This is a genomic window from Acetobacter zythi, from assembly GCF_963921165.1.
GTDB lineage: Bacteria > Pseudomonadota > Alphaproteobacteria > Acetobacterales > Acetobacteraceae > Acetobacter.
Genome location: NZ_CAWUEO010000045.1, coordinates 42,920 through 61,256 on the forward strand (window position 1 = coordinate 42,920; position 18,337 = coordinate 61,256).

An 18,337-nucleotide genomic window follows, 5' to 3' on the forward strand; every position below is an offset into this window, starting at 1 on the left:
TGGGGTGAATTGAACCCTTATGTCAAGTTATGCGTTGGGGAATGCCCCACCTTTTTAGAACCGTCATAACCGCGCACCATAAACATGGCTCCCACCAGGCTAGAACGGCAGGACATTGTCCAGAATCTGCTGGCCGTACCGTGGAGTCTGCTGCTTGGTCAGCTGACCACGCCCACCGTAGGAAATGCGGGCTTCCGCAATCCGGTCATGGGTCACGGTGTTGTCTTCCAAAATATCCTGCGGGCGCACGACACCACTGACCATAAGCTGGCGCAGTTCCCCGTTAATCCGCACTTCCTGCCGGGCCACAACCACAAAGTTGCCGTTGGGCAACACCTGCGTAATGGTGCCTGCCAGCGTAAGCGTAACGGCTTCTGTCCGGCGGATGGTGCCGGTCCCGGCATTGGCGCTGGCGCTGCTTGTGTTCAGCGCATCGGACTGGGTCAGGTGCGACAGGGCCTTGCCTTTAAGGCCGAACAGGCTGGGAATACCAAAGTCTTCCGACCCGCTGGAGGAGGCGGAGGTGTCGTTCGTGACATCCGCATTATCCGCAATTTCGACCTTAATGGTCAGCAGATCCCCCACCTGAGACGCGCGCTGGTCCTTGAAGAAGGCGCGGCTACCCGGCCGCCACAGGCTCCCCACCTCTGTTGGTGGCGCCTGCAAGGGCGGCATGGGCATGGTGACCGGCCGGTAGTCGGGGGTTTGCGTGGGGTCGGACGTGCGGGTCATGCGCGGGGGGTGCCCCATTTCGCTCATATCCGCCAGCCCGGAGCAGGAGGCAAGGCCCAGCAATCCGACCATAAAGGCGCCAGACAGACGGTGTTGGGTCAATAAGTCTCTCCAAGTCATTGGCTACTACCGATATGTGCCGCCCTGCCCACCGGAGCGGGAGGACGCGCTAAGGCGACGCAAGGCATTACCATCCGACGGCACGGCGCCCGATGTGGCATCCACCTCCACCTCGGACCCATTGATGACCCGCCCGGTCAGAATCATTTTACTGGCAAGGTTGAGCGCATGGACATACTGGCCCACCCCGCCATCCTCCAGCGCACGGCCCGTAGCAGACAGGCGCAGCCCCGGCGAGGTGTAGGACAGCATGATGGGGTCCCCCTTGTGCATGACAACTGTCCGCCGCAGGTCCCGCTCCAGAACAGGCTCGTCCACCACAACACTGTGCAGGAGGGTCATACCCGCCACATCCGCATCACTCGTATAGGCCTTTGCCCCGGTCCGCCCGGTATAGGCATCATCCACCCGCACATCCGCTGCGGAAACAACCGTCCCGGCCGAGAGCGAATGTGTGTAAACCAGCACACGTTGCGCCGCATGGACCACACCGGTCAGCAGGAACGAATCCTGCGTAATATCCCCCAGCGGGTGGCTACGGTACGCGGTGGCGGAAAAACGCCCGCTCTTCTGGTCCCAGTCCACATCGGACAGCACAACGGGCTTGGGGTCATCCGCCGCTACGGTCATGGGGTGAAAATCCCCCAGTTCCACCGTAATCGGGCCTTCACCCAGATCGGGCAGACTCCGCTTGACCAGATTGATAAAAAAGTCGCGGTCCAGCACGCGCCCGGCCCGCGTAATGGTGGCCTGCGCAGAGGCGGACTGGTCCATCCAGTCCACGCCGTACTGGTCGGCAATAGCCAAGAGCTGCCGCCCGCCAACCACAAAACTGTTGCCCGGCAGGGGTGCAGGCCCCAGCACACGGTCCTGCCCCTGATCCAGATCCATGAACAGGTCCGACAGCCTGACCGAATCCGAGGTGACCGTGGTTGCCGTGCGCAGTGTGGCGGCAGAGCAGACCACGGGCGGCAGGACCGCAAGAACCGCAGCCAGCAGCGGCAGTATGGCTGCCCGCAGGGACATATTATTTCAGATTCGTAAGCGTCTGAAGCATTTCATCAGAAGCGGTAATGACCTTACTGTTCATTTCATACGCACGCTGCGCGGTAATGAGGTCGGTAATTTCGGTCACAACGTTTACAGCCGATTCTTCCACAAAGCCCTGCCGGATATCCCCAAACCCTGTGCTCTGCGGCGTGCCGGTAATAGGATCGCCCGAAGAGGTTGTGGAGGTAAACAGGTTCTGCCCCATGGCGGCCAGACCGTTTTCGTTCTGGAAGGTTACGAGCTGGATCTGCCCGGCAACCTGCGCCGTGGTCTGCCCGGACAGGGTGTACTGCACCTGCCCGCTCTGATCGACGGTAATGTTTTCGGCGTTGTTGGGCAGCGAAATATCGGGGCTGAGCGGGTAGCCGTCCGCGGTCACGATCGTCCCGTCGTTGGAGAGGGAGAACGTGCCGTCACGCGTGTAGGCGTATTCGCCCGATGGCAGGGTCACACGGAAGTAACCGCGCCCTTCAATGGCCATATCCAGCGCGTTGCCCGTCTGCTCCAGCGTGCCCTGTTCGTTAATACGGTAAATACCCGCCGTACGCACGCCAAGACCAACCTGCGCACCAGAGGGCACAAGGTCGCCCGTATCCGAGCTCATGGTCCCCGCGCGGCGCAGATCCTGATAGATAAGATCCTGGAACTCCGCCCGACGCCGCTTGTAGCCAGTGGTCGTCATGTTGGCGATGTTGTGGGAAATTGTCTCGACGTTCGTCGTCTGGGCCTGCATGCCCGTACCGGCGATATCAAGGGAACGCATCATAGGATGACAAGCCTCCGGGTGTGCCTTGCACCACGCTCACCCCAGCAACAGTACGATGATGGGAGCATGGGCGGGAACTTACATGGCCATACGCACAGCGGGTAGCTGCCACACCATGTATTGCCAGCAACAGGTAAGACGACAGCATGGCCATTGCAAGAGGTTTTGTCTGGCTGATTCCTTACCAGTTCTACATAAGCCACTTTTTGTTGTACCGCATACACATCCACTGTTGCTGTATTATGGGTAATCCAATAGCTTTATGGTCCGTAAAACCATACTATAATGGTCTGTATGATTCGGGGCGCCCGGCGCAAAGCCCACCCCTTTTACCATTTTTCTGCTGGAGTGAGACGTCATGGACAACACGACCTACATCGCCTTGTCCCGCATCAATGCGCTTACGCATGACCTTGAAGTGACGTCCAACAATCTGGCCAACGCCAATACAACGGGCTTCAAAGCCTCCCGCGAGCTGTTTTCGGACTATATCGTCAAACAAAAAGATATTCACGGCATCCCCGGCGAGCGCACGGAAGCCTATACGCAGGACCGCGCCACCTACCAGAACCACGGGCAGGGCCAACTGCGCCAGACCGGCAACCCAACCGACTTCGCCATTAACGGCGAAGGATTTTTTGCCGTGCAGACCACGCAGGGCGTGCGGCTGACGCGCAACGGGCAGTTCCAGCGCCGCTCCGATGGCACCATTGTGGACATTAACGGCAACCCGATCCTCAACCGCTTCCAGCGCCCCATTGTGATCCCGCGCGAGGACGACGTTCTGTCCGTTTCCTCCGATGGCACAATTTCCACGCAGGACGGGGCCGTTGGCACCATAGACCTGATGACGGTGGACAACCTGAACACCCTCCAGCCCGAGGGCAACTACCTGCTCAAACCCACAACCCGCACACGGGTGCTGGCCCAGAAGGAAATCCGGCAGGGCATGCTGGAGAGCAGCAACGTAAACGCCATTACGGAAACCACCCGCATGGTGGAAATCCAGCGCGATTACGACCTGAACTTCCAGCTTGTGCAGACCGAATCCACCCGCCGGACCAACGCGATCGACAAGATCACGCAGGATTCCAGCAGCTAACGGACCCCTACGCACACACCGCCCCCGAGGCCCTGCTGGCGCATATTTTGCGGATTGCGTTAACCTTCTGAAAACCATTGGGCCGTAAGACTTCTTTAACTGCCGCCCAATGGCTGCTATTTATTATCAGATTTTCAAAATACGTCGGGACGGACGAGGAATACAATGGATCTAGGATCAGCTCTATCAATAGCCTCGAGCGGGCTGAACGGGATCGAATACCAGTACTCCGTCATCTCCCAGAACGTCGCCAACTCCAGCACTGCGGGCTATGCCTCCGAATCGGCCAGCGTAACCTCGGCTGTTGCAGGCAATCAGGGTACCGGCGTGCGCATTGGCCAGACGGTGGTCAATGTCAGCCCGTACCTGCAATCCTCGCTGTACACCCAGAACGCCAAGGTCTCGGCGCTGACCGCCTCGTCCAACTCTCTGGCTGCTGTTGAGTCCGTTCAGGGGTCCACCTCATCCGATTCCGGCTCCACCCAGACCCTGTCCGATGAACTGGGCAATGTGCAGAGCGCGCTGACCTCCCTGACCTCCACCCCGCTGGAAAGTTCGGCACAGACGGCCGTCATTACCGCCGCCTCGTCCCTGACCGATACAATCCACACGCTGGCCTCCACCTACACCCAGCAGCGCCAGACGGCGGAGGACGGCATTGTTGCCACGGTCTCCACCATCAATCAGGACCTGACGCAGATCGGCCAGTTGTCCAAGCAGATCATGGGGTTGCAGGCTGTTGGCTCGGACACGTCCAGCCTTGAAAACAGCCGCCTTCAGGTCATGAACGACCTGTCCACCCAGCTGGGCGTCAAATTTACCGAAACCTCCAAGGGCGACATGGTTGTCACCACCGAGGACGGCACCAAGCTGCCGACCCGCCCGGACCAGATCGGCCTGAACGACAACACCCAGACCCTGCCCAGCAACACATGGCCGCTTTCGGCCACAAATGGCGGCACGGCCAGCACCACCATTACCGACAAAATGTATTACGATTCGAGCGACCCCACCAATTCCGCCATTGCGGGCATTACGGTGGCGGACGGCAAGACCAATACATCCAGCACGGATATTACGTCCCACATGACCAGTGGCACGCTGGGGGCCAACATTACCCTGCGAGACACAACCTACCCCACCATGCAGGCGCAGCTGAACGCGTTCTCCGCCACCGTAATCAACCGCTTTACGGCGGCTGGCATGTCCCTGTTCACGGATGGCTCGGGCAACACCTCGGTCGCCGTTTCCACCACGGGGTCGAACAGTTCGTTGACCAATCTGGCCAACACCATTTCCGTTAACGCCACCTACTCCGATACACCGTCCAAGCTGGCGCCCAGCGGGAGTGTCACCACCATCAGCAAGGTGCTGAGCGACACTTTTGGCACATCCAGCACCAATATCAGCGGCACCACCACCCTCTCGGACGGAACCGTTGTCACGCTGGACTCCCCCACCTCCGATCTGGGGCCGGACGGCACCCAGACCACGGGGTATAGCGGCGCGCAGGGGCTGGTGGCGCTGGCTACCTCCCTGACCTCCAATCAGGGGGCGACCATTGGCACGGCCACCACCAACCTGACCTACGCCACGGCGGTGCAGACCACCATCAGCGGCAAGGTGACCAATGTATCGGGTGTGAACGTGAATAACGAAATGTCCAAGATTGTGGCGCTGCAAAATGCCTACACAGCCAACGCCAAGATCATTTCTTCCGTTCAGACCATGTTCAGCGCTCTTCTGGACGCCATTAACTAAGCCTTGAGAGAAGGGGAGACTTTCATATGAGCACTTCTATCGGGCAGTATGGCGCAAGTGCCGCAAGCCTCGTTCTTTCCGCCGGTGTGCAGGAACTGACCAACGCCCAGACCACTCTGGCGTGGCAGACCTCCAACAACGGCATTATCTCGGAAACCTATGCGGGCCTTGGCACCTCACGCTCTACCGTGTTTGAGTTGACCCCCAAGATCACGCAGGTCGCGGCATGGCAGTCCAACATTACCAATGCCCAGAACAGCCTGACCGTAACGGCCACAGCGCTCAAGCAGATTGTCTCGCTCGCGCAGACCATGGCTTCAAACCTGTTGGGCATTGCGGGCACGACCGAGGCCTCCACCGTTACCACCACCGCATCGGAAGCCTCCAGCACCCTTTCTCAGATCGCGACCGCGCTTAATACCTCCACGGGTTCGGGCTATGTTTTTGCCGGGGCGACCTCCACCGAGGCCCCCGTAAAAGACCCCTCAGACGTAGCGACCGGCCAGACAAGCACCAACATTGCAAACACCCTTTCCGCTCTGGCCTCCGGGTCAAGCGTGGAGAGCGTTCTGCAATCGGCCACAAGCCTGATGAACGGGGACGATTCCATTTTCTCGTCCACCATTTCCACCACATCTTCCGTGGATGGCACAGCCTCCCTCAGCAAGGCCAGCGACCAGCAGACCAGCACCGTTACAGGGAGCGGCGCATCCACCACGTATGGCATTGTGGCCACACAGGGCAACACGTCGGATGTCAGCCTCACTTCCACGGGTTCGCCCATCAAGGACCTGATGCGTGACATGATGCTGATTTCGGGCATGAACGGCATGTCCTCCACCAGCACCGGGTATTCCGACCTTGTGACCAAGCTCCATACATCGCTGGTCAACACAACCAACCAGATCATCACCATGGAAACAACCGTGGGTGCGCAGCAGAACGCGCTGACCTCCCGCTCCACCTTGTTGACCAACACGACCACCGCGTTGAACACCCAGCTTTCCGATGCCCGCACGACCGATATTGCCAAGGTCGCTCTTCAGACCACCAGTGTGCAGACAAGCCTGAAGGCCTCTTTCATGCTGATCTCGGACATGAAGAACATGACGCTGGCCAACTACCTGTAAGCCCGCGACCACTTTGCCCAACGGTTTGCAAACAGCCTGATGGCCCACGCCATCAGGCTGTTTTTTTTAAGGTTGCAGCACGTAAAAAGCAGACAGGAAAACAGAGGTTTTCAACTGGGTTTTATACGCCCCCACCAGTTCTGGCGCACACACCACCACCATAACCTCCAGCGGCTCCCCCACCCCGCGCACGCGGCTCTGCGCCTGTGTGAGCAAAAACTGGTCCAACCCACCCCGCCCCACACAGCACAGGCAATGCCTGTCGTGCATCCCCCCGTCCGGTGTGGCGCCACTCCATTCCAGCACACAGGACCATCCGTGCATCTGTGCGGGTGTGGGGGGCGCACTGGCAAACACAACCCCTCCCCTTTGCCGCCATTGCGGGCCTTGGGGGGCATCCTCCAGCACAAAAAGGGGAACCCGCCCCCCACGCATTTGCGGCGGGGCATGCATGGCGGTGGACAGGGTTGCCTCTGTCTGGAATAAGGATGTGGCTTTGGCCCGATCCTGCGGCTGAGGCTTGTCCCCCCCACTGTTTCGGTCTTGTGCTGTCATGTCTTCTCGTCTGCCGCTTCTTGATGCCCTGCGTGATCAGGTTCTGCTCTGTGATGGAGGGATGGGTTCACGCATCCAGATGCTCGACCTTGATGTCCAGCGTGACTACTGGGGACAGGAAAACTGCACCGAAGTCCTGACCCTGTCACGCCCTGAACTGATCCGCGAGATCCATCGCGGGTATTTTGAGGCCGGGGCCGATATGGTGGAGACCAACACCTTTGGCGCCTCCCCCATTACGCTGGGCGAATTCGGGCTGACCGATCGCACGCGTGAGATCAACCGTGCCTCCGCCATTCTGGCGCGTGAGGCCGCAGACAGCTTTGCCGATGGCCGCCACCGCTACGTGCTGGGGTCCATGGGGCCGGGCACCAAGCTGCCCTCCCTTGGCAATATTGATTACGACAGTCTGGAGGCAGCCCTTGCCGAGCAGACCCGTGGCCTGATTGAAGGCGGGGTCGATGCGGTGCTGATCGAAACCTGCCAGGACACGCTCCAGATCAAGGCGGCGGTCAACGGTGTTAAAATTGCCCGCGCCGAGGCTGGCGTAAAGCTACCCATTTTTGTGCAGGTCACGGTGGAAACCACCGGCACGCTGCTGGTTGGGCCAGACATTGCCGCCGCCGCTACGGTCATTAACGCGCTGGATGTGGACCTGATCGGCCTGAACTGCGCCACCGGCCCGCAGGAAATGGCGGAGCATGTGCGCTGGCTGGCCGAAAACTGGCCGCGTATGATTTCCGTCCTGCCCAATGCGGGCCTGCCCGAACTGGTGGATGGCGCCACACACTACCCACTCAGCCCCGAAGACATGGCCACATGGGTCGAGCGCTTTGTGCAAGAAGACGGCATTAACATGACCGGCGGGTGCTGTGGCACCTCCACCCCCCATATTGCAGCACTGGACGCCATGTTGCGCCGCCGGGCACAGGCCACGGGCCGCCACCGCCCCGCCCCTGTTGCGCGCACCGCCGTATGGGTGCCCTCCGTTGCCAGCCTGTATTCGCAAGTACCCCTGCGGCAGGAAAACGCATATTTTTCCATTGGGGAACGCTGCAACGCCAACGGCTCCAAAAAATGGCGCGAACTGCAAGAAGCCCACGACTGGGACGGCTGCGTTACCGTCGGTCGTGAGCAACTGCGCGAAGGCTCCAACGCGCTGGACATCTGCACCGCCTTTGTCGGCCGCAACGAGCGGGCGGAAATGGACGAGGTGATCAAACGCTTCACCTCCTCCGTCAACGCTCCACTGGTAATCGACTCGACCGAAACACCGGTCATTGAAGCCGCACTCAAGCTGCATGGCGGCAAGCCAATCATCAACTCCATCAACTTTGAAGATGGCGAAGGCCCCGCCGCCGACCGCATGGTCCTTGCGCGCAAGTTTGGCGCGGCCGTTGTGGCCCTGACCATTGATGAAGCGGGCATGGCCCGCAAACCCGAGGACAAGCTGCGTATTGCCGCGCGTCTGGTGGAGTTTGCGTGCAACAAATACGGCCTGCCCCAGTCGGACCTGATGATCGACCCGCTGACCTTCACCATCGCCACCGGGGCGGAGGACGACCGCAAGCTGGGCCAGTGGACGCTGGAAGGGATTCGCATGATCCGCGATGCCTTCCCCGATATCCAGATCGTGCTGGGCCTGTCCAACATCTCCTTCGGGTTGAACCCCGCCGCCCGCGCGGTGCTGAACTCGGTGTATCTCGACCTCGCGGTCAAGGCGGGCATGACGGCGGCTATTGTGCATGTCTCCAAAATCCGTCCGCTGCACCTGATCGCCCCCGAAGAAGTCAAGGTGGCCGAAGACCTGATCTTTGACCGCCGGACCGAGGACTACGACCCCCTACAGGCCCTGCTGGCCCTGTTTGCAGACCGCAAGGCGTCTGAGGCGGTCAAACGCAAGCAGGCCGAAACAGCGGAAGAACGCCTGAAGGACCGCATTGTGGATGGCGACCGCAAGGGGCTGGAAGCCGACCTTGAAGAAGCCATGCAGACCATGGCCCCGCTGGACATCATCAACACCGTGCTGCTGGACGGCATGAAGGTGGTGGGCGAGCTGTTTGGCGCGGGCAAAATGCAGCTCCCCTTTGTGCTGCAATCCGCCGAAACCATGAAGGCCGCCGTGGCGTGGCTGGAACCGCACATGGAGCGGGCCGAGGGCCAGCAGCGCGGCACCATCGTACTGGCCACGGTCAAGGGCGATGTGCACGACATTGGCAAAAACCTTGTGGACATCATTCTGACCAACAACGGCTACCGTGTGGTCAATCTTGGCATCAAGGTGCCTGTGGCGGACATGATCGACGCCGCCCGCAAGGAACAGGCGGACGCCATTGGCATGTCCGGCCTTCTGGTCAAATCCACCGTGATCATGCGCGAAAATCTGGAAGAAATTGCCCGTGCAGGGCTGGAGACCCCCGTGCTGCTCGGTGGCGCCGCCCTGACCCGCAACTACGTGGAAGAAGACTGCGTGGCCGCCTACGGCGCCACCGGCCGCGTGGCCTATGCGCGCGATGCGTTTGATGGCCTGACCCTGATGGACCAGATCGCCCAGAACGGGTTTGACGGGTATCTGGCCGCCATTCAGAAACGGCGCGAGGGCAAGGCCACCCGCAAGAACGCCCGCACGCCAGAGGCTGCGGAAACACGCGGCTACGGCCCTGTGGACAAAGCCGAAGTTGCCACCCGCCGTGCGCGCATGAACGCGGATGAACCCCGCCTTACCCCCCCGTTCTGGGGAGCCAAGGTGCTGGAAGCCACGCCAGAAGCCATTCTGCCGTTCCTGAACGAACGCGCTTTGTACCAGTTCCAGTGGGGGTTCCGTAAGCAGGGCCGCTCCCTGGAGGAGTTTCTGGTCTGGGCGCGGCAGGAACTACGGCCCATTTTGCAGCGTATGCTCAAGCTGGCTGCGGATAAGCAGATTCTCAAGCCACAGGCCTGCTACGGCTACTGGAAGGCCGCAGGCGATGGCAACGACCTTGTTCTGTTTGAACCCGATGGCACAACCGAGGTCGCCCGCTTTGCCCTGCCCCGCCAGCCCCGCGCGGATGGCGAGTGCATTGCCGACTTTGTGCGCGACATAAACGACCCCGAGCGCGATGTGGTGGGCCTACAGGTTGTGACCGTAGGGCAGAAGGCATCCGACATTGCCCGCGACTGGTTTGAGGAAAACCGCTATCAGGATTACCTCTACCTGCACGGGCTTTCGGTCGAGATGGCCGAAGCCATGGCCGAATACACCCACAAGCGCATCCGTGCCGAGCTGGGCTTTGCCGCAGAAGACCCGCGTAACATGGAGGACCTGCTCCAGCAGGGCTATCGTGGGTCGCGCTATTCGTTCGGCTACCCCGCCTGCCCCCGGCTGGAGGAACAGAGCAGTATTCTCGCCCTGCTCGACGCCGGGCGTATTGGCGTATCCCTGACCGATGGAGACCAGCTCCACCCCGAGCAGTCCACCTCGGCACTGGTGATCACGAACAAACACGCCAAATATTTTACCATCTGATTGACCGGGCATTGACCAGCGGGGATGGTGCTGTGCATCATCCCACAATGGTCTATTCCCGCCCGCATCAGGTCCCCCCGCTTACTCAGGAACGCAAGGACCTGTATATGCAGGTGGGCCAGCACGCGACCGGCTGCACAACCGCTTTTATTGATGCCCGGCGCGCGGACCTTGTGCGCGAGAGCGCCCTGTTCTTGCAAACACTGAGCCATATGTGGGTGCAGGACGGCGTGGACGAAGCCGATGTATGGACCGAACTGCTGCGCCGGGTGGAAGTGTCCGACCTGCTGCACAAGCTCAACCAGCCCCCCCACCGTAAAAAGAAAAACGGCACCTCCAGCAGGCCGTGGCGCGTGACCACCAGCAAGCTGCCCTAGGCTACATGGGCTTTATGCTTTTTTCCCTCTTTCCTCCGCCCCTTGGGGGCCTGTAAGCCTGCGCCCATGGCAGCCATAGATGCAATATCCCTCACCATTGTGGCCCTTTCCACCCTGCATGGGCTGTGGCGGGGCTTTACGCAGCTTGCTCTGGGCCTGCTGAGCTGGGCTGTGGCGTTTGTGCTGGCTTTTCGCTTCCATGCCGTGCCCGTGCCCTGGCTTGCGCGGTTCATCCACTCCCCCACGGGGTTGCAACTGGCCAGCTTTGCGCTGGTGCTGCTGTTTTTTCTGGTCGCGGGTTACCTGCTGGCCGCACTGGTGGTGCGGCTGGTGCGCGCAACACCGCTGGATGGGCTGGACCGCACGCTGGGCGGGCTGTTCGGGCTGGCGCGGGGGGCGTGCGTGGTGGTGTTGCTGTTCATGGCCGGGCAATGGCTTTTGGAACCAGAAGACATGGCCGCCATAGAGGCGCATGGGCGACTGACCCCTTATATTCGCGCCGCCACAACCTATATCCACCCTTATCTGGCTGAATTTGACGCAAAAGGGGTTGCGCCAAAGCGTCCAACAGGTCATGACGCCACCTTGTAATCCCCATACGGCCAGTACCAGCCATTTGCGGAGGCCCTGCGCGCTTATGCACCCCCATTCCACGCCGTCCGTTTCCCTCCCTGATCCTGTCCGTGCGGACGAGGACCACCTGCAAGAGGAATGTGCCGTTTTTGGCATATGGAACGCCAAGGACGCGGCAACGCTTACAACCCTTGGGCTACACGCCCTCCAGCACCGCGGACAGGAAGCGGCGGGCATTGTCTCCTTCGACCCCGCCCATGGCCGCTTTAACTCCCACCGTGGTCTGGGCCTTGTGGGCGATGTGTTCAGTGACTCGCGCGTTATGGCCACACTGACCGGCACCCGCGCCATTGGCCACAACCGCTATGCCACAACAGGGGCCACGCTGCTGCGCAACGTGCAGCCTCTGTTTGCAGAGTTCGTGTTTGGTGGTCTGGCCGTAGCCCATAACGGCAACCTGACCAACGCGGACACCCTGCGCCGTGAACTGATCCGCCGTGGCTGCCTGTTCCAGTCCACCATGGATACGGAAGTGTTCGTCCACCTGATTGCCATATCGCTCTACGCCACGGTGGAAGACCGGCTGATCGATGCGCTCAAGCGGGTTACGGGGGCGTATTCGCTTGTCGTGCTCTCGCAGGATGCGCTGATCGGTGTGCGCGACCCCATGGGCGTGCGCCCGCTGGTGCTGGGCAGACTGCCCGGTGAAGGCGGCAAGGACGGCGCATGGGTTCTGGCGTCCGAAACCTGCGGGCTGGACATTATTGGCGCGGAATTCGTGCGCGATGTGGAGCCGGGCGAACTGGTTGTGATCAACGATGACGGTGTGCGCTCCCTGCGCCCGTTTGGGGATACACAGCCGCATTTCTGTGTGTTTGAATACATCTACTTTGCCCGCCCCGATTCCGTGCTTGAGGGCCTGCCGGTCTACAACGTGCGCAAGGAAATCGGGCGCGAACTGGCCCATGAGAGCGGGGTAGAGGCCGATGTGGTCGTGCCCGTACCCGACTCCGGCGTGCCTTCGGCCATTGGCTATGCGGAGGCCAGCGGCATTCCGTTCGAGCTGGGCATTATCCGCAACCACTATGTTGGCCGCACCTTTATTGAACCCACCGACCAGATCCGGCATCTGGGCGTTAAAATGAAGCACTCGCCCAACCGCCCCATTCTGGACGGCAAGCGGGTTATTCTGGTGGACGACTCCATTGTGCGTGGCACCACCTCGCGCAAGATTGTGGATATGGTGCGCGCCGCCGGGGCGAGCGAGGTGCATATGCGCATTTCCTCCCCCCCCACCAAGCATTCCTGCTTTTACGGGATAGACACACCAGAGCGCAGCAAACTGCTGGCCGCCCAGAACGACCTGCAAAAAATGGCCGAACTGATTGGTGTGGACAGTCTGGCCTTTATCTCGCTCGACGGCCTGTACCGCGCCATGGGGCATGAAAGCCGGGGGGCCAGCCGCTCCACCTACTGCGATGCCTGCTTTACCGGCGAATACCCCATTGCGCTGGTGGACCACGACGCCGAATACGGCCCCGGCTCTGCCTGAGCCACGCAGCCTGCCTTTGGCTATGGCCTCGGCTTGAGGCCACACGATAAAAACCCCCGCCAGAAGCACTCTCTGGCGGGGGTTTTTATAACTGGGTAACTTAGGTGCTGCGCGTTAGCGGTACACCATGCCCCCATCAATCAGGATTGACTGGCCGGTTACGTAGTCAGAATCCGGGCCAGCAAACCACGAGACAAGACCCGCAACATCATCCGGTGTTTCCGCACGGCCAAGGGCAATGCCGTCTACAAACTTTTTGTAGGTCTCGCCCACGGGGGCACCGGTCAGCTTGGCAAACTCCTTGTCAATTTCCACCCACATATCCGTACCCACAACACCGGGGCAGTAGGCGTTTACGTTAATGCCGTGGCAGGCATATTCCTTGGCCGCAGCCTGCGTAAGCCCGCGCACCGCAAACTTGGTGGAGGAATAAATCCCCAGCATGGCGTAGCCCTCGTGCCCGGCAATGGAACAGGCGTTAATGATTTTGCCGCGGCTCTTGCGCGCAATAAACTTGGCGGCGGCAAGCTGGATACCCCACAACGTGCCTTCCACGTTAATGCGGTAAATACGCTGGACTTCCTCGGGGGTCACATCGGCCAGCGGCTTGATCTGGGCAATACCGGCGTTGTTGACCATAATGTCAAAACTGCCCAGCGTGCTTTCCGCATGGTCAATGGCGGCAGCCACCTGTGCGCGGTCGCCAATATCGGCAACAAAGCTGGTCGCCTTGCGGCCCAGAGCCTCAATTTCCTTAACCACGCCTTCCAGACGATCCTCGCGGATGTCCACCAGAGCAATGTCTGCGCCATCCTTGGCCAACCGCAGGGCAATGCCACGGCCAATGCCCTGACCGCCACCCGTAACCAGCGCCACTTTTCCTGTAATATCCGCCATGAGGACCTCTCGCATGTGATGAGAAACGAGGCGAGCGTAGTGCAATAACAAAAAAAAGCCATCACCAAAAAAAGAGCCTTCGCACGGCTGGTGCAAAGGCTGGCTTTTATGCGGACTTATGCCGCCATACCGGGTTGGACGGACCGTAAAACGCCGGGCAGGCCGGGGAAAGGCCCTTTGATCATGGGCAACGGATCGACCTCAGGCAATACCCCGCCGCCATGGGCCAGTCCGGCCATGCCCCATACCCGCAGAGCGTGGCCTATCCGGCCATCCTGCGGGCATGGGGCACCCTTTATTTGGAGTGCGCCTGTGGGACGGGACGGGCGGTATCCTGTGCTGCGGTGGCGGCCGTGGCGTTGGGGGCATCGGGCGGGAGCAGCCGGATCTGCCCGGCGGCCACATCCGCCAGTTGCCCCAAAAGCTGGCTCAGCCCCTGCACCATGGTCATGGTGCTGCCACCGGGGCCACCACTCAGGCTGATACGCTGGAGCGTACCCTGCCCATAAGGCGCACCTGCCGCCGCAGGCTGGACGGAGAGCATGGCATCCAGCTCCACATTGCCAGACGGCCCGGTGGAAAAGCGGCTGACCGAAAGGTCCACATATACCTGCGGGTCGGCGGCGGCGGCATCGTTTTCCACAAACACGCCCGTGCCGGGCAGGCGCTGGGCCAGATCCCCCGCCAATGCGTGGCCAATCTGGCTTGCAAGGGAATCGCTCCATGCATCGGAGGTGGAAACGCTCAGCCTGTAGCCACTATCAGCCGTTACAATGCGGTCCCGGTCCAGACCGGAGGCAATGCTGGGCAGGCGCACCTCCACATAGCGCGGGCCACCGGCAAGGGGCTGCCCCGGCACAACCGCCAGCGTGTAAAGTGCGGCCCCGCTGCTGGCGCAGCCCGTAAGGGTAAGCGCCATAAGCCCCAAGGAGGCCCCACCAGCCAGAACATTACGGCGGGAAAGACCAGCCCCAGCCAGTCCGTAAGGTTTAACGCGAGCCATGATCTTATCGTCCCGATATCAGCGCGGAGGGGTGGTTGGTCAGGAAGTCGGACAAAAAGCGCAGCGAGCGCGCGGTCTGCCCAAGCTGGATGACCATGGCCTGAAGGCTGCGCTTGAAGTCGCTGTTGCCACCGTAACTTGCCAGCAGGCGGTTGGCGTTGTGGAGCATCTGGTCCAGTTGTTCGGCCATGGCGGGCAGGCGCTGGCTGAGCGGGGCCAGCCCTTTTTGCAGGTCCTGCGTAAGCGCCTGAAAATGCTGCATGGACACGCGCAGGCTGGCCAGAGACTGTTTGACATCCGGGCTGCTCAGCGTTTCATCCGCATGGGCCAGCAGGTTGTTGGCGTTGGTGCCAATCTGCTCAAACGGCATGGCCGCCAGACGTTCGGTCAGGGTGGAAACGGATTCCATAATCCCGCCCATACCCCCCGGCTGACCGGGGATAACAAGTGTTGTCCCCTCCATGCTGGTGGTGGCCTTGGCTGCGTTCTTGACAAAGTTGAGCGAGATCAGGCCCTCACCCGTTAACAGGCTGGCGCTGTCGGTGGAGGCACGCAGGCCGTTGGCCACCAGTGTGCGCAGCATGTCTGTCACTTCCTCATGCGACAGTTCCTTGGAGGTCATCACACGTTCGGGCTGGATTTCCATACCAATCCGCACACGCGGGTGGCCGGGGGTGGAGGTCATGTCCAGCTTGACACTGGTCACGTTGCCCACCTGAATCCCAAACATGCTGACCTCGGCCCCCGGAGCCAGCCCCTTGACGGAGGAGGTCAGATACGTGGCGAGTGGCACGCGCTCATGGTACCCGGCGTTCTGGGCATCTTCCTCGCTCTCATAGAGCTTGAACACCGTGTTGGCTGCGGCCATGGGCAGGTCACGCTGGGGTTTGCCTTCGTCCAGCGGGGGCAGACCAAAGGCCACCCCACCAGAGAACAGCGCCTGCAACGACTGCAACTGCACCTTAAGCCCACCTGCGCCAAAACCCACCTTAACGCCAGAGACGTTCCAAAAGCGTGTGGTCCCGTTCAGGTAATGGTCATAGGGTTCTTTGACAAAAATCTGGATCAGCACCGGCCCACGCCCGCCCGGTGGCATGGTGTAGCCCAGCACTTCCCCCACATCCACATCGCGGAAAAAGACCGGAGCGCCCTGCCCGATGGAGCCAATATTATTGGCCACCAGCGTATAGGTCTGGCCCGGCTGGTCCGAGCGCATGCCCGGCGGCGCCTCCAGCCCCTCGAACTGGTCCACATGCTGGCCGGATGTGTGGCCATTTTCGTCCAGTCCGGGGTCAAAGGCTATGTAGGCCCCCGACATAAGCGTTTCCAGCCCGGTAATGCTGGCCCCGTTAATGCGCGGGCGCACAACCCAGAACCGGGCCTTGTCGGTGAGCATATCGTTGGTGCCCTTGTTCATGCGGATGAGCACACGAACATGGCGCAGGTCGGGGGTGAGGGAGATGTTCTGCACCGTTCCGAGCACCACGGACTTGTTTTTAACCTGTGTCTGCCCACTGGTCAGGCCGTCGGCTGTATCAAAAATAACGGTAATTTCCGGCCCGTTATCCATAAAACTGCGCCAGACCAGAAAGCCCGCAATCAGCACCGAAACAATAGGAATAACCCAGATGATGGAAAACCGGATCCTGCGCACCAGCGCATCCTGATTGTCACGTTCACCATGTTTTGGAGAATTGTGCCTGTCGTTCACGCCCTGTCCGGCTCCATATTGTTCAAATACGCGGCAGTTGTCTGCGGCGCGGGGGCGGGTGCGCCCCGACCGGCAAGGCCGCAGTCCTGTTGTGTGTCATTATCGCCCACAACATCCCACATAACGCGGGGGTCAAAGGCATGCACCGCAAAAATGGTCAGCACCACAACGGCGGCAAAGCAGACCATGCCCCCATTGGCCGTAATGCTGGCCATGCTGTTAAAACGGACCATGGCCACCAGAATGGACACCATGAACACATCGATCATGGACCACCGGCCGATCACGTCGATCACACGGTACAGTCTGGTCCGCACCACCAGCCAGCGGCCCGAGCGCCGCCATGTGGTAAAGAGCATGAACAGCAGACCAAAAATCTTGAGCACGGGCACGGTCACACTGGCAAACAACACCAGCAGCGAGAGCGGGATCATCCCGTCCTCCCACAGTTCCACCGCCCCTTCTATAATGGTGTGCCCCGTGCCCCCACCCAGCCGGATAACGGTCATAACCGGGTAGATATTGGCAGGCAGGTAGAACACCACGGCGGAAATAAGCAGGGCCAGCGCGCGCATGCGGCCATTGGGCTTGCGGCGGTGCAGCACATGGCCACAACGCGGGCAGAAGCCCAGTGCCTCGGTCGTGGGCATGGCCTCCTCAAACGCCAGAACCGCCCCGCAGGACAGGCACGACGCCATGTGGGAGGGCGGCGGCAGGGGCGTTGTGCGCTCCACGCTTTCACACGTCAGGCGGATGCGTTTGTTGTCCATACGGCGCAGGCTGCGGTCGGTCTGCCTGCGCTCCCAGATCAGCTCCGTATCCAGCGTGGCATCGGTGGCGGACATGGTGAGCATAAGCCCCGAAACCAGAAACACCGCCGCCCCGATCTGCACATACGCCAGATCGGACAGTTTGGTGTAGGCCACGAACACGCCCAGAATATACACCTCCACCATGGACCACGGGCGCAGGCGTTCGTACCATTTGAGCATATGCGGCACCCAGAAGGGCAGTTTGGGCTGCAACGCCCCCACCAGAATGGACAGCATCATGCCAATAACCAGACCGGGCACAATAATGGTGGCAATGGCCACCAGCACACCCACCTCGCCCCAGCCTTCATGCAGCAACTCAATCGGGCCGGTCAGAATATTGACCGTGCGCTGGCGGCCATACAGGTCCAGCATCATGAGTGTGGAGGCCAGCATGGCAAGGTAAAGCGCTGCCGAACTAATGCAGAAGGCCAGCGGTGTGGCGATGGGGGATGTGCGGTTGCGCCTGTCCAGCAACTGGTTGCACCGGCAGCAGCGCGCCTGTGTACCCGGAGCAAGCTCTGGCAGAATCTGGTAATGCCCGCAGCACGGGCATTCCACCACCCCGCGCAACAGCCGGGCGTGCCGTTCCTCATCCACAGGCACATCCTGCCCCGGAAACAGGGCCTCCCGCAGCAGGGCCATGACTTGCGTTACGTTCATCACGTTATAGTCTTAATACCAACCGCCC

16 protein-coding genes are annotated in these 18,337 nt (G+C 60.8%); 7 read left to right on the plus strand and 9 right to left on the minus strand.

The window, feature by feature from the left end:
* Positions 1-99: 99 nt before the first annotated feature.
* Genes flgH through flgG form a run of 3 tightly spaced genes read right to left on the minus strand, consistent with a single transcriptional unit; the run spans position 100 to position 2,668 of the window.
* Positions 100-804: a flagellar basal body L-ring protein FlgH gene (gene flgH, locus AABE20_RS12255; RefSeq protein WP_338333413.1), complete on the minus strand. Its 705-nt coding sequence runs from the start codon at positions 802-804 to the stop codon at positions 100-102.
* 54 nt (positions 805-858) lie between these two features.
* Complete coding sequence (flgA, locus tag AABE20_RS12260) at positions 859-1,878, minus strand: flagellar basal body P-ring formation chaperone FlgA (protein ID WP_338333327.1); 1,020 nt, start codon at positions 1,876-1,878, stop codon at positions 859-861.
* Position 1,879: 1 nt separating this feature from the next.
* Complete coding sequence (gene flgG / locus AABE20_RS12265) at positions 1,880-2,668, minus strand: flagellar basal-body rod protein FlgG (RefSeq protein WP_086646096.1); 789 nt, start codon at positions 2,666-2,668, stop codon at positions 1,880-1,882.
* Between the two features lie 358 nt (positions 2,669-3,026).
* Between flgG and flgF the strand changes: the two genes are divergently transcribed.
* The 3 genes from flgF to AABE20_RS12280 all read left to right on the plus strand — a co-directional run bounded on the left by flgF (position 3,027) and on the right by AABE20_RS12280 (position 6,661).
* Positions 3,027-3,770, plus strand: coding sequence for a flagellar basal-body rod protein FlgF (gene flgF / locus AABE20_RS12270; RefSeq protein ID WP_338333328.1), 744 nt, complete (start codon positions 3,027-3,029; stop codon positions 3,768-3,770).
* A gap of 165 nt (positions 3,771-3,935) precedes the next feature.
* Positions 3,936-5,531 carry a flagellar hook-associated protein FlgK gene (gene flgK / locus AABE20_RS12275; protein ID WP_338333329.1) on the plus strand — a complete coding sequence of 532 codons (1,596 nt, stop codon included), beginning with the start codon at positions 3,936-3,938 and terminating at the stop codon, positions 5,529-5,531.
* Between the two features lie 26 nt (positions 5,532-5,557).
* Positions 5,558-6,661, plus strand: coding sequence for a flagellin (locus tag AABE20_RS12280; RefSeq protein ID WP_338333330.1), 1,104 nt, complete (start codon positions 5,558-5,560; stop codon positions 6,659-6,661).
* A gap of 66 nt (positions 6,662-6,727) precedes the next feature.
* Here AABE20_RS12280 and AABE20_RS12285 read toward each other — a convergent pair whose 3' ends face one another.
* Positions 6,728-7,216, minus strand: coding sequence for a hypothetical protein (locus AABE20_RS12285; RefSeq protein WP_338333331.1), 489 nt, complete (start codon positions 7,214-7,216; stop codon positions 6,728-6,730).
* On the opposite strand from AABE20_RS12285, the gene metH reads away from it, so the two are divergent.
* From metH to purF, 4 genes are all read left to right on the plus strand, one after another.
* Positions 7,215-10,721 (plus strand): methionine synthase, encoded by a 3,507-nt coding sequence (gene metH / locus AABE20_RS12290; RefSeq protein WP_338333332.1) that lies wholly within the window; start codon positions 7,215-7,217, stop codon positions 10,719-10,721. The genes AABE20_RS12285 and metH overlap by 2 nt on opposite strands.
* Before the next feature lie 47 nt (positions 10,722-10,768).
* A complete protein-coding gene (locus tag AABE20_RS12295; RefSeq protein WP_338333333.1) occupies positions 10,769-11,098 on the plus strand; it encodes a phosphoribosyl-ATP pyrophosphatase in 330 nt (109 codons plus the stop codon).
* 66 nt (positions 11,099-11,164) lie between these two features.
* Positions 11,165-11,689, plus strand: coding sequence for a CvpA family protein (locus tag AABE20_RS12300; protein WP_338333334.1), 525 nt, complete (start codon positions 11,165-11,167; stop codon positions 11,687-11,689).
* 46 nt (positions 11,690-11,735) lie between these two features.
* A complete protein-coding gene (purF, locus tag AABE20_RS12305) occupies positions 11,736-13,223 on the plus strand; it encodes an amidophosphoribosyltransferase (protein WP_338333335.1) in 1,488 nt (495 codons plus the stop codon).
* A gap of 114 nt (positions 13,224-13,337) precedes the next feature.
* Here purF and AABE20_RS12310 read toward each other — a convergent pair whose 3' ends face one another.
* The 5 genes from AABE20_RS12310 to AABE20_RS12330 all read right to left on the minus strand — a co-directional run bounded on the left by AABE20_RS12310 (position 13,338) and on the right by AABE20_RS12330 (position 18,309).
* On the minus strand, positions 13,338-14,120 hold the full coding sequence (locus AABE20_RS12310) for an acetoin reductase (protein WP_338333336.1): 783 nt from the start codon (positions 14,118-14,120) through the stop codon (positions 13,338-13,340).
* 116 nt (positions 14,121-14,236) lie between these two features.
* A complete protein-coding gene (locus AABE20_RS12315; protein WP_338333337.1) occupies positions 14,237-14,359 on the minus strand; it encodes a hypothetical protein in 123 nt (40 codons plus the stop codon).
* Positions 14,360-14,415: 56 nt separating this feature from the next.
* Complete coding sequence (locus AABE20_RS12320) at positions 14,416-15,123, minus strand: PqiC family protein (protein ID WP_338333338.1); 708 nt, start codon at positions 15,121-15,123, stop codon at positions 14,416-14,418.
* A 4-nt stretch (positions 15,124-15,127) separates the two neighbouring features.
* On the minus strand, positions 15,128-16,834 hold the full coding sequence (locus AABE20_RS12325; protein ID WP_338333339.1) for a PqiB family protein: 1,707 nt from the start codon (positions 16,832-16,834) through the stop codon (positions 15,128-15,130).
* A complete protein-coding gene (locus AABE20_RS12330; RefSeq protein WP_338333340.1) occupies positions 16,831-18,309 on the minus strand; it encodes a paraquat-inducible protein A in 1,479 nt (492 codons plus the stop codon). Before AABE20_RS12330 ends, AABE20_RS12325 begins: the two co-directional genes overlap by 4 nt.
* Positions 18,310-18,337: the final 28 nt, after the last annotated feature.

Excerpts from the sequence above, each read along its gene's own strand:
- AABE20_RS12315 (WP_338333337.1), bottom strand. The coding sequence starts at position 14,359 with ATGGCCGGACTGGCCCATGGCGGCGGGGTATTGCCTGAGGTCGATCCG.
- AABE20_RS12310 (WP_338333336.1), bottom strand. The coding sequence starts at position 14,120 with ATGGCGGATATTACAGGAAAAGTGGCGCTGGTTACGGGTGGCGGTCAG.
- AABE20_RS12300 (WP_338333334.1), top strand. The coding sequence starts at position 11,165 with ATGGCAGCCATAGATGCAATATCCCTCACCATTGTGGCCCTTTCCACC.
- AABE20_RS12285 (WP_338333331.1), bottom strand. The coding sequence starts at position 7,216 with ATGACAGCACAAGACCGAAACAGTGGGGGGGACAAGCCTCAGCCGCAG.
- flgA (WP_338333327.1), bottom strand. The coding sequence starts at position 1,878 with ATGTCCCTGCGGGCAGCCATACTGCCGCTGCTGGCTGCGGTTCTTGCG.
- flgG (WP_086646096.1), bottom strand. The coding sequence starts at position 2,668 with ATGATGCGTTCCCTTGATATCGCCGGTACGGGCATGCAGGCCCAGACG.
- metH (WP_338333332.1), top strand. The coding sequence starts at position 7,215 with ATGTCTTCTCGTCTGCCGCTTCTTGATGCCCTGCGTGATCAGGTTCTG.
- AABE20_RS12320 (WP_338333338.1), bottom strand. The coding sequence starts at position 15,123 with ATGGCTCGCGTTAAACCTTACGGACTGGCTGGGGCTGGTCTTTCCCGC.
- AABE20_RS12295 (WP_338333333.1), top strand. The coding sequence starts at position 10,769 with ATGGTCTATTCCCGCCCGCATCAGGTCCCCCCGCTTACTCAGGAACGC.
- AABE20_RS12280 (WP_338333330.1), top strand. The coding sequence starts at position 5,558 with ATGAGCACTTCTATCGGGCAGTATGGCGCAAGTGCCGCAAGCCTCGTT.
- flgH (WP_338333413.1), bottom strand. The coding sequence starts at position 804 with ATGGTCGGATTGCTGGGCCTTGCCTCCTGCTCCGGGCTGGCGGATATG.
- flgF (WP_338333328.1), top strand. The coding sequence starts at position 3,027 with ATGGACAACACGACCTACATCGCCTTGTCCCGCATCAATGCGCTTACG.
- AABE20_RS12330 (WP_338333340.1), bottom strand. The coding sequence starts at position 18,309 with ATGAACGTAACGCAAGTCATGGCCCTGCTGCGGGAGGCCCTGTTTCCG.
- flgK (WP_338333329.1), top strand. The coding sequence starts at position 3,936 with ATGGATCTAGGATCAGCTCTATCAATAGCCTCGAGCGGGCTGAACGGG.
- purF (WP_338333335.1), top strand. The coding sequence starts at position 11,736 with ATGCACCCCCATTCCACGCCGTCCGTTTCCCTCCCTGATCCTGTCCGT.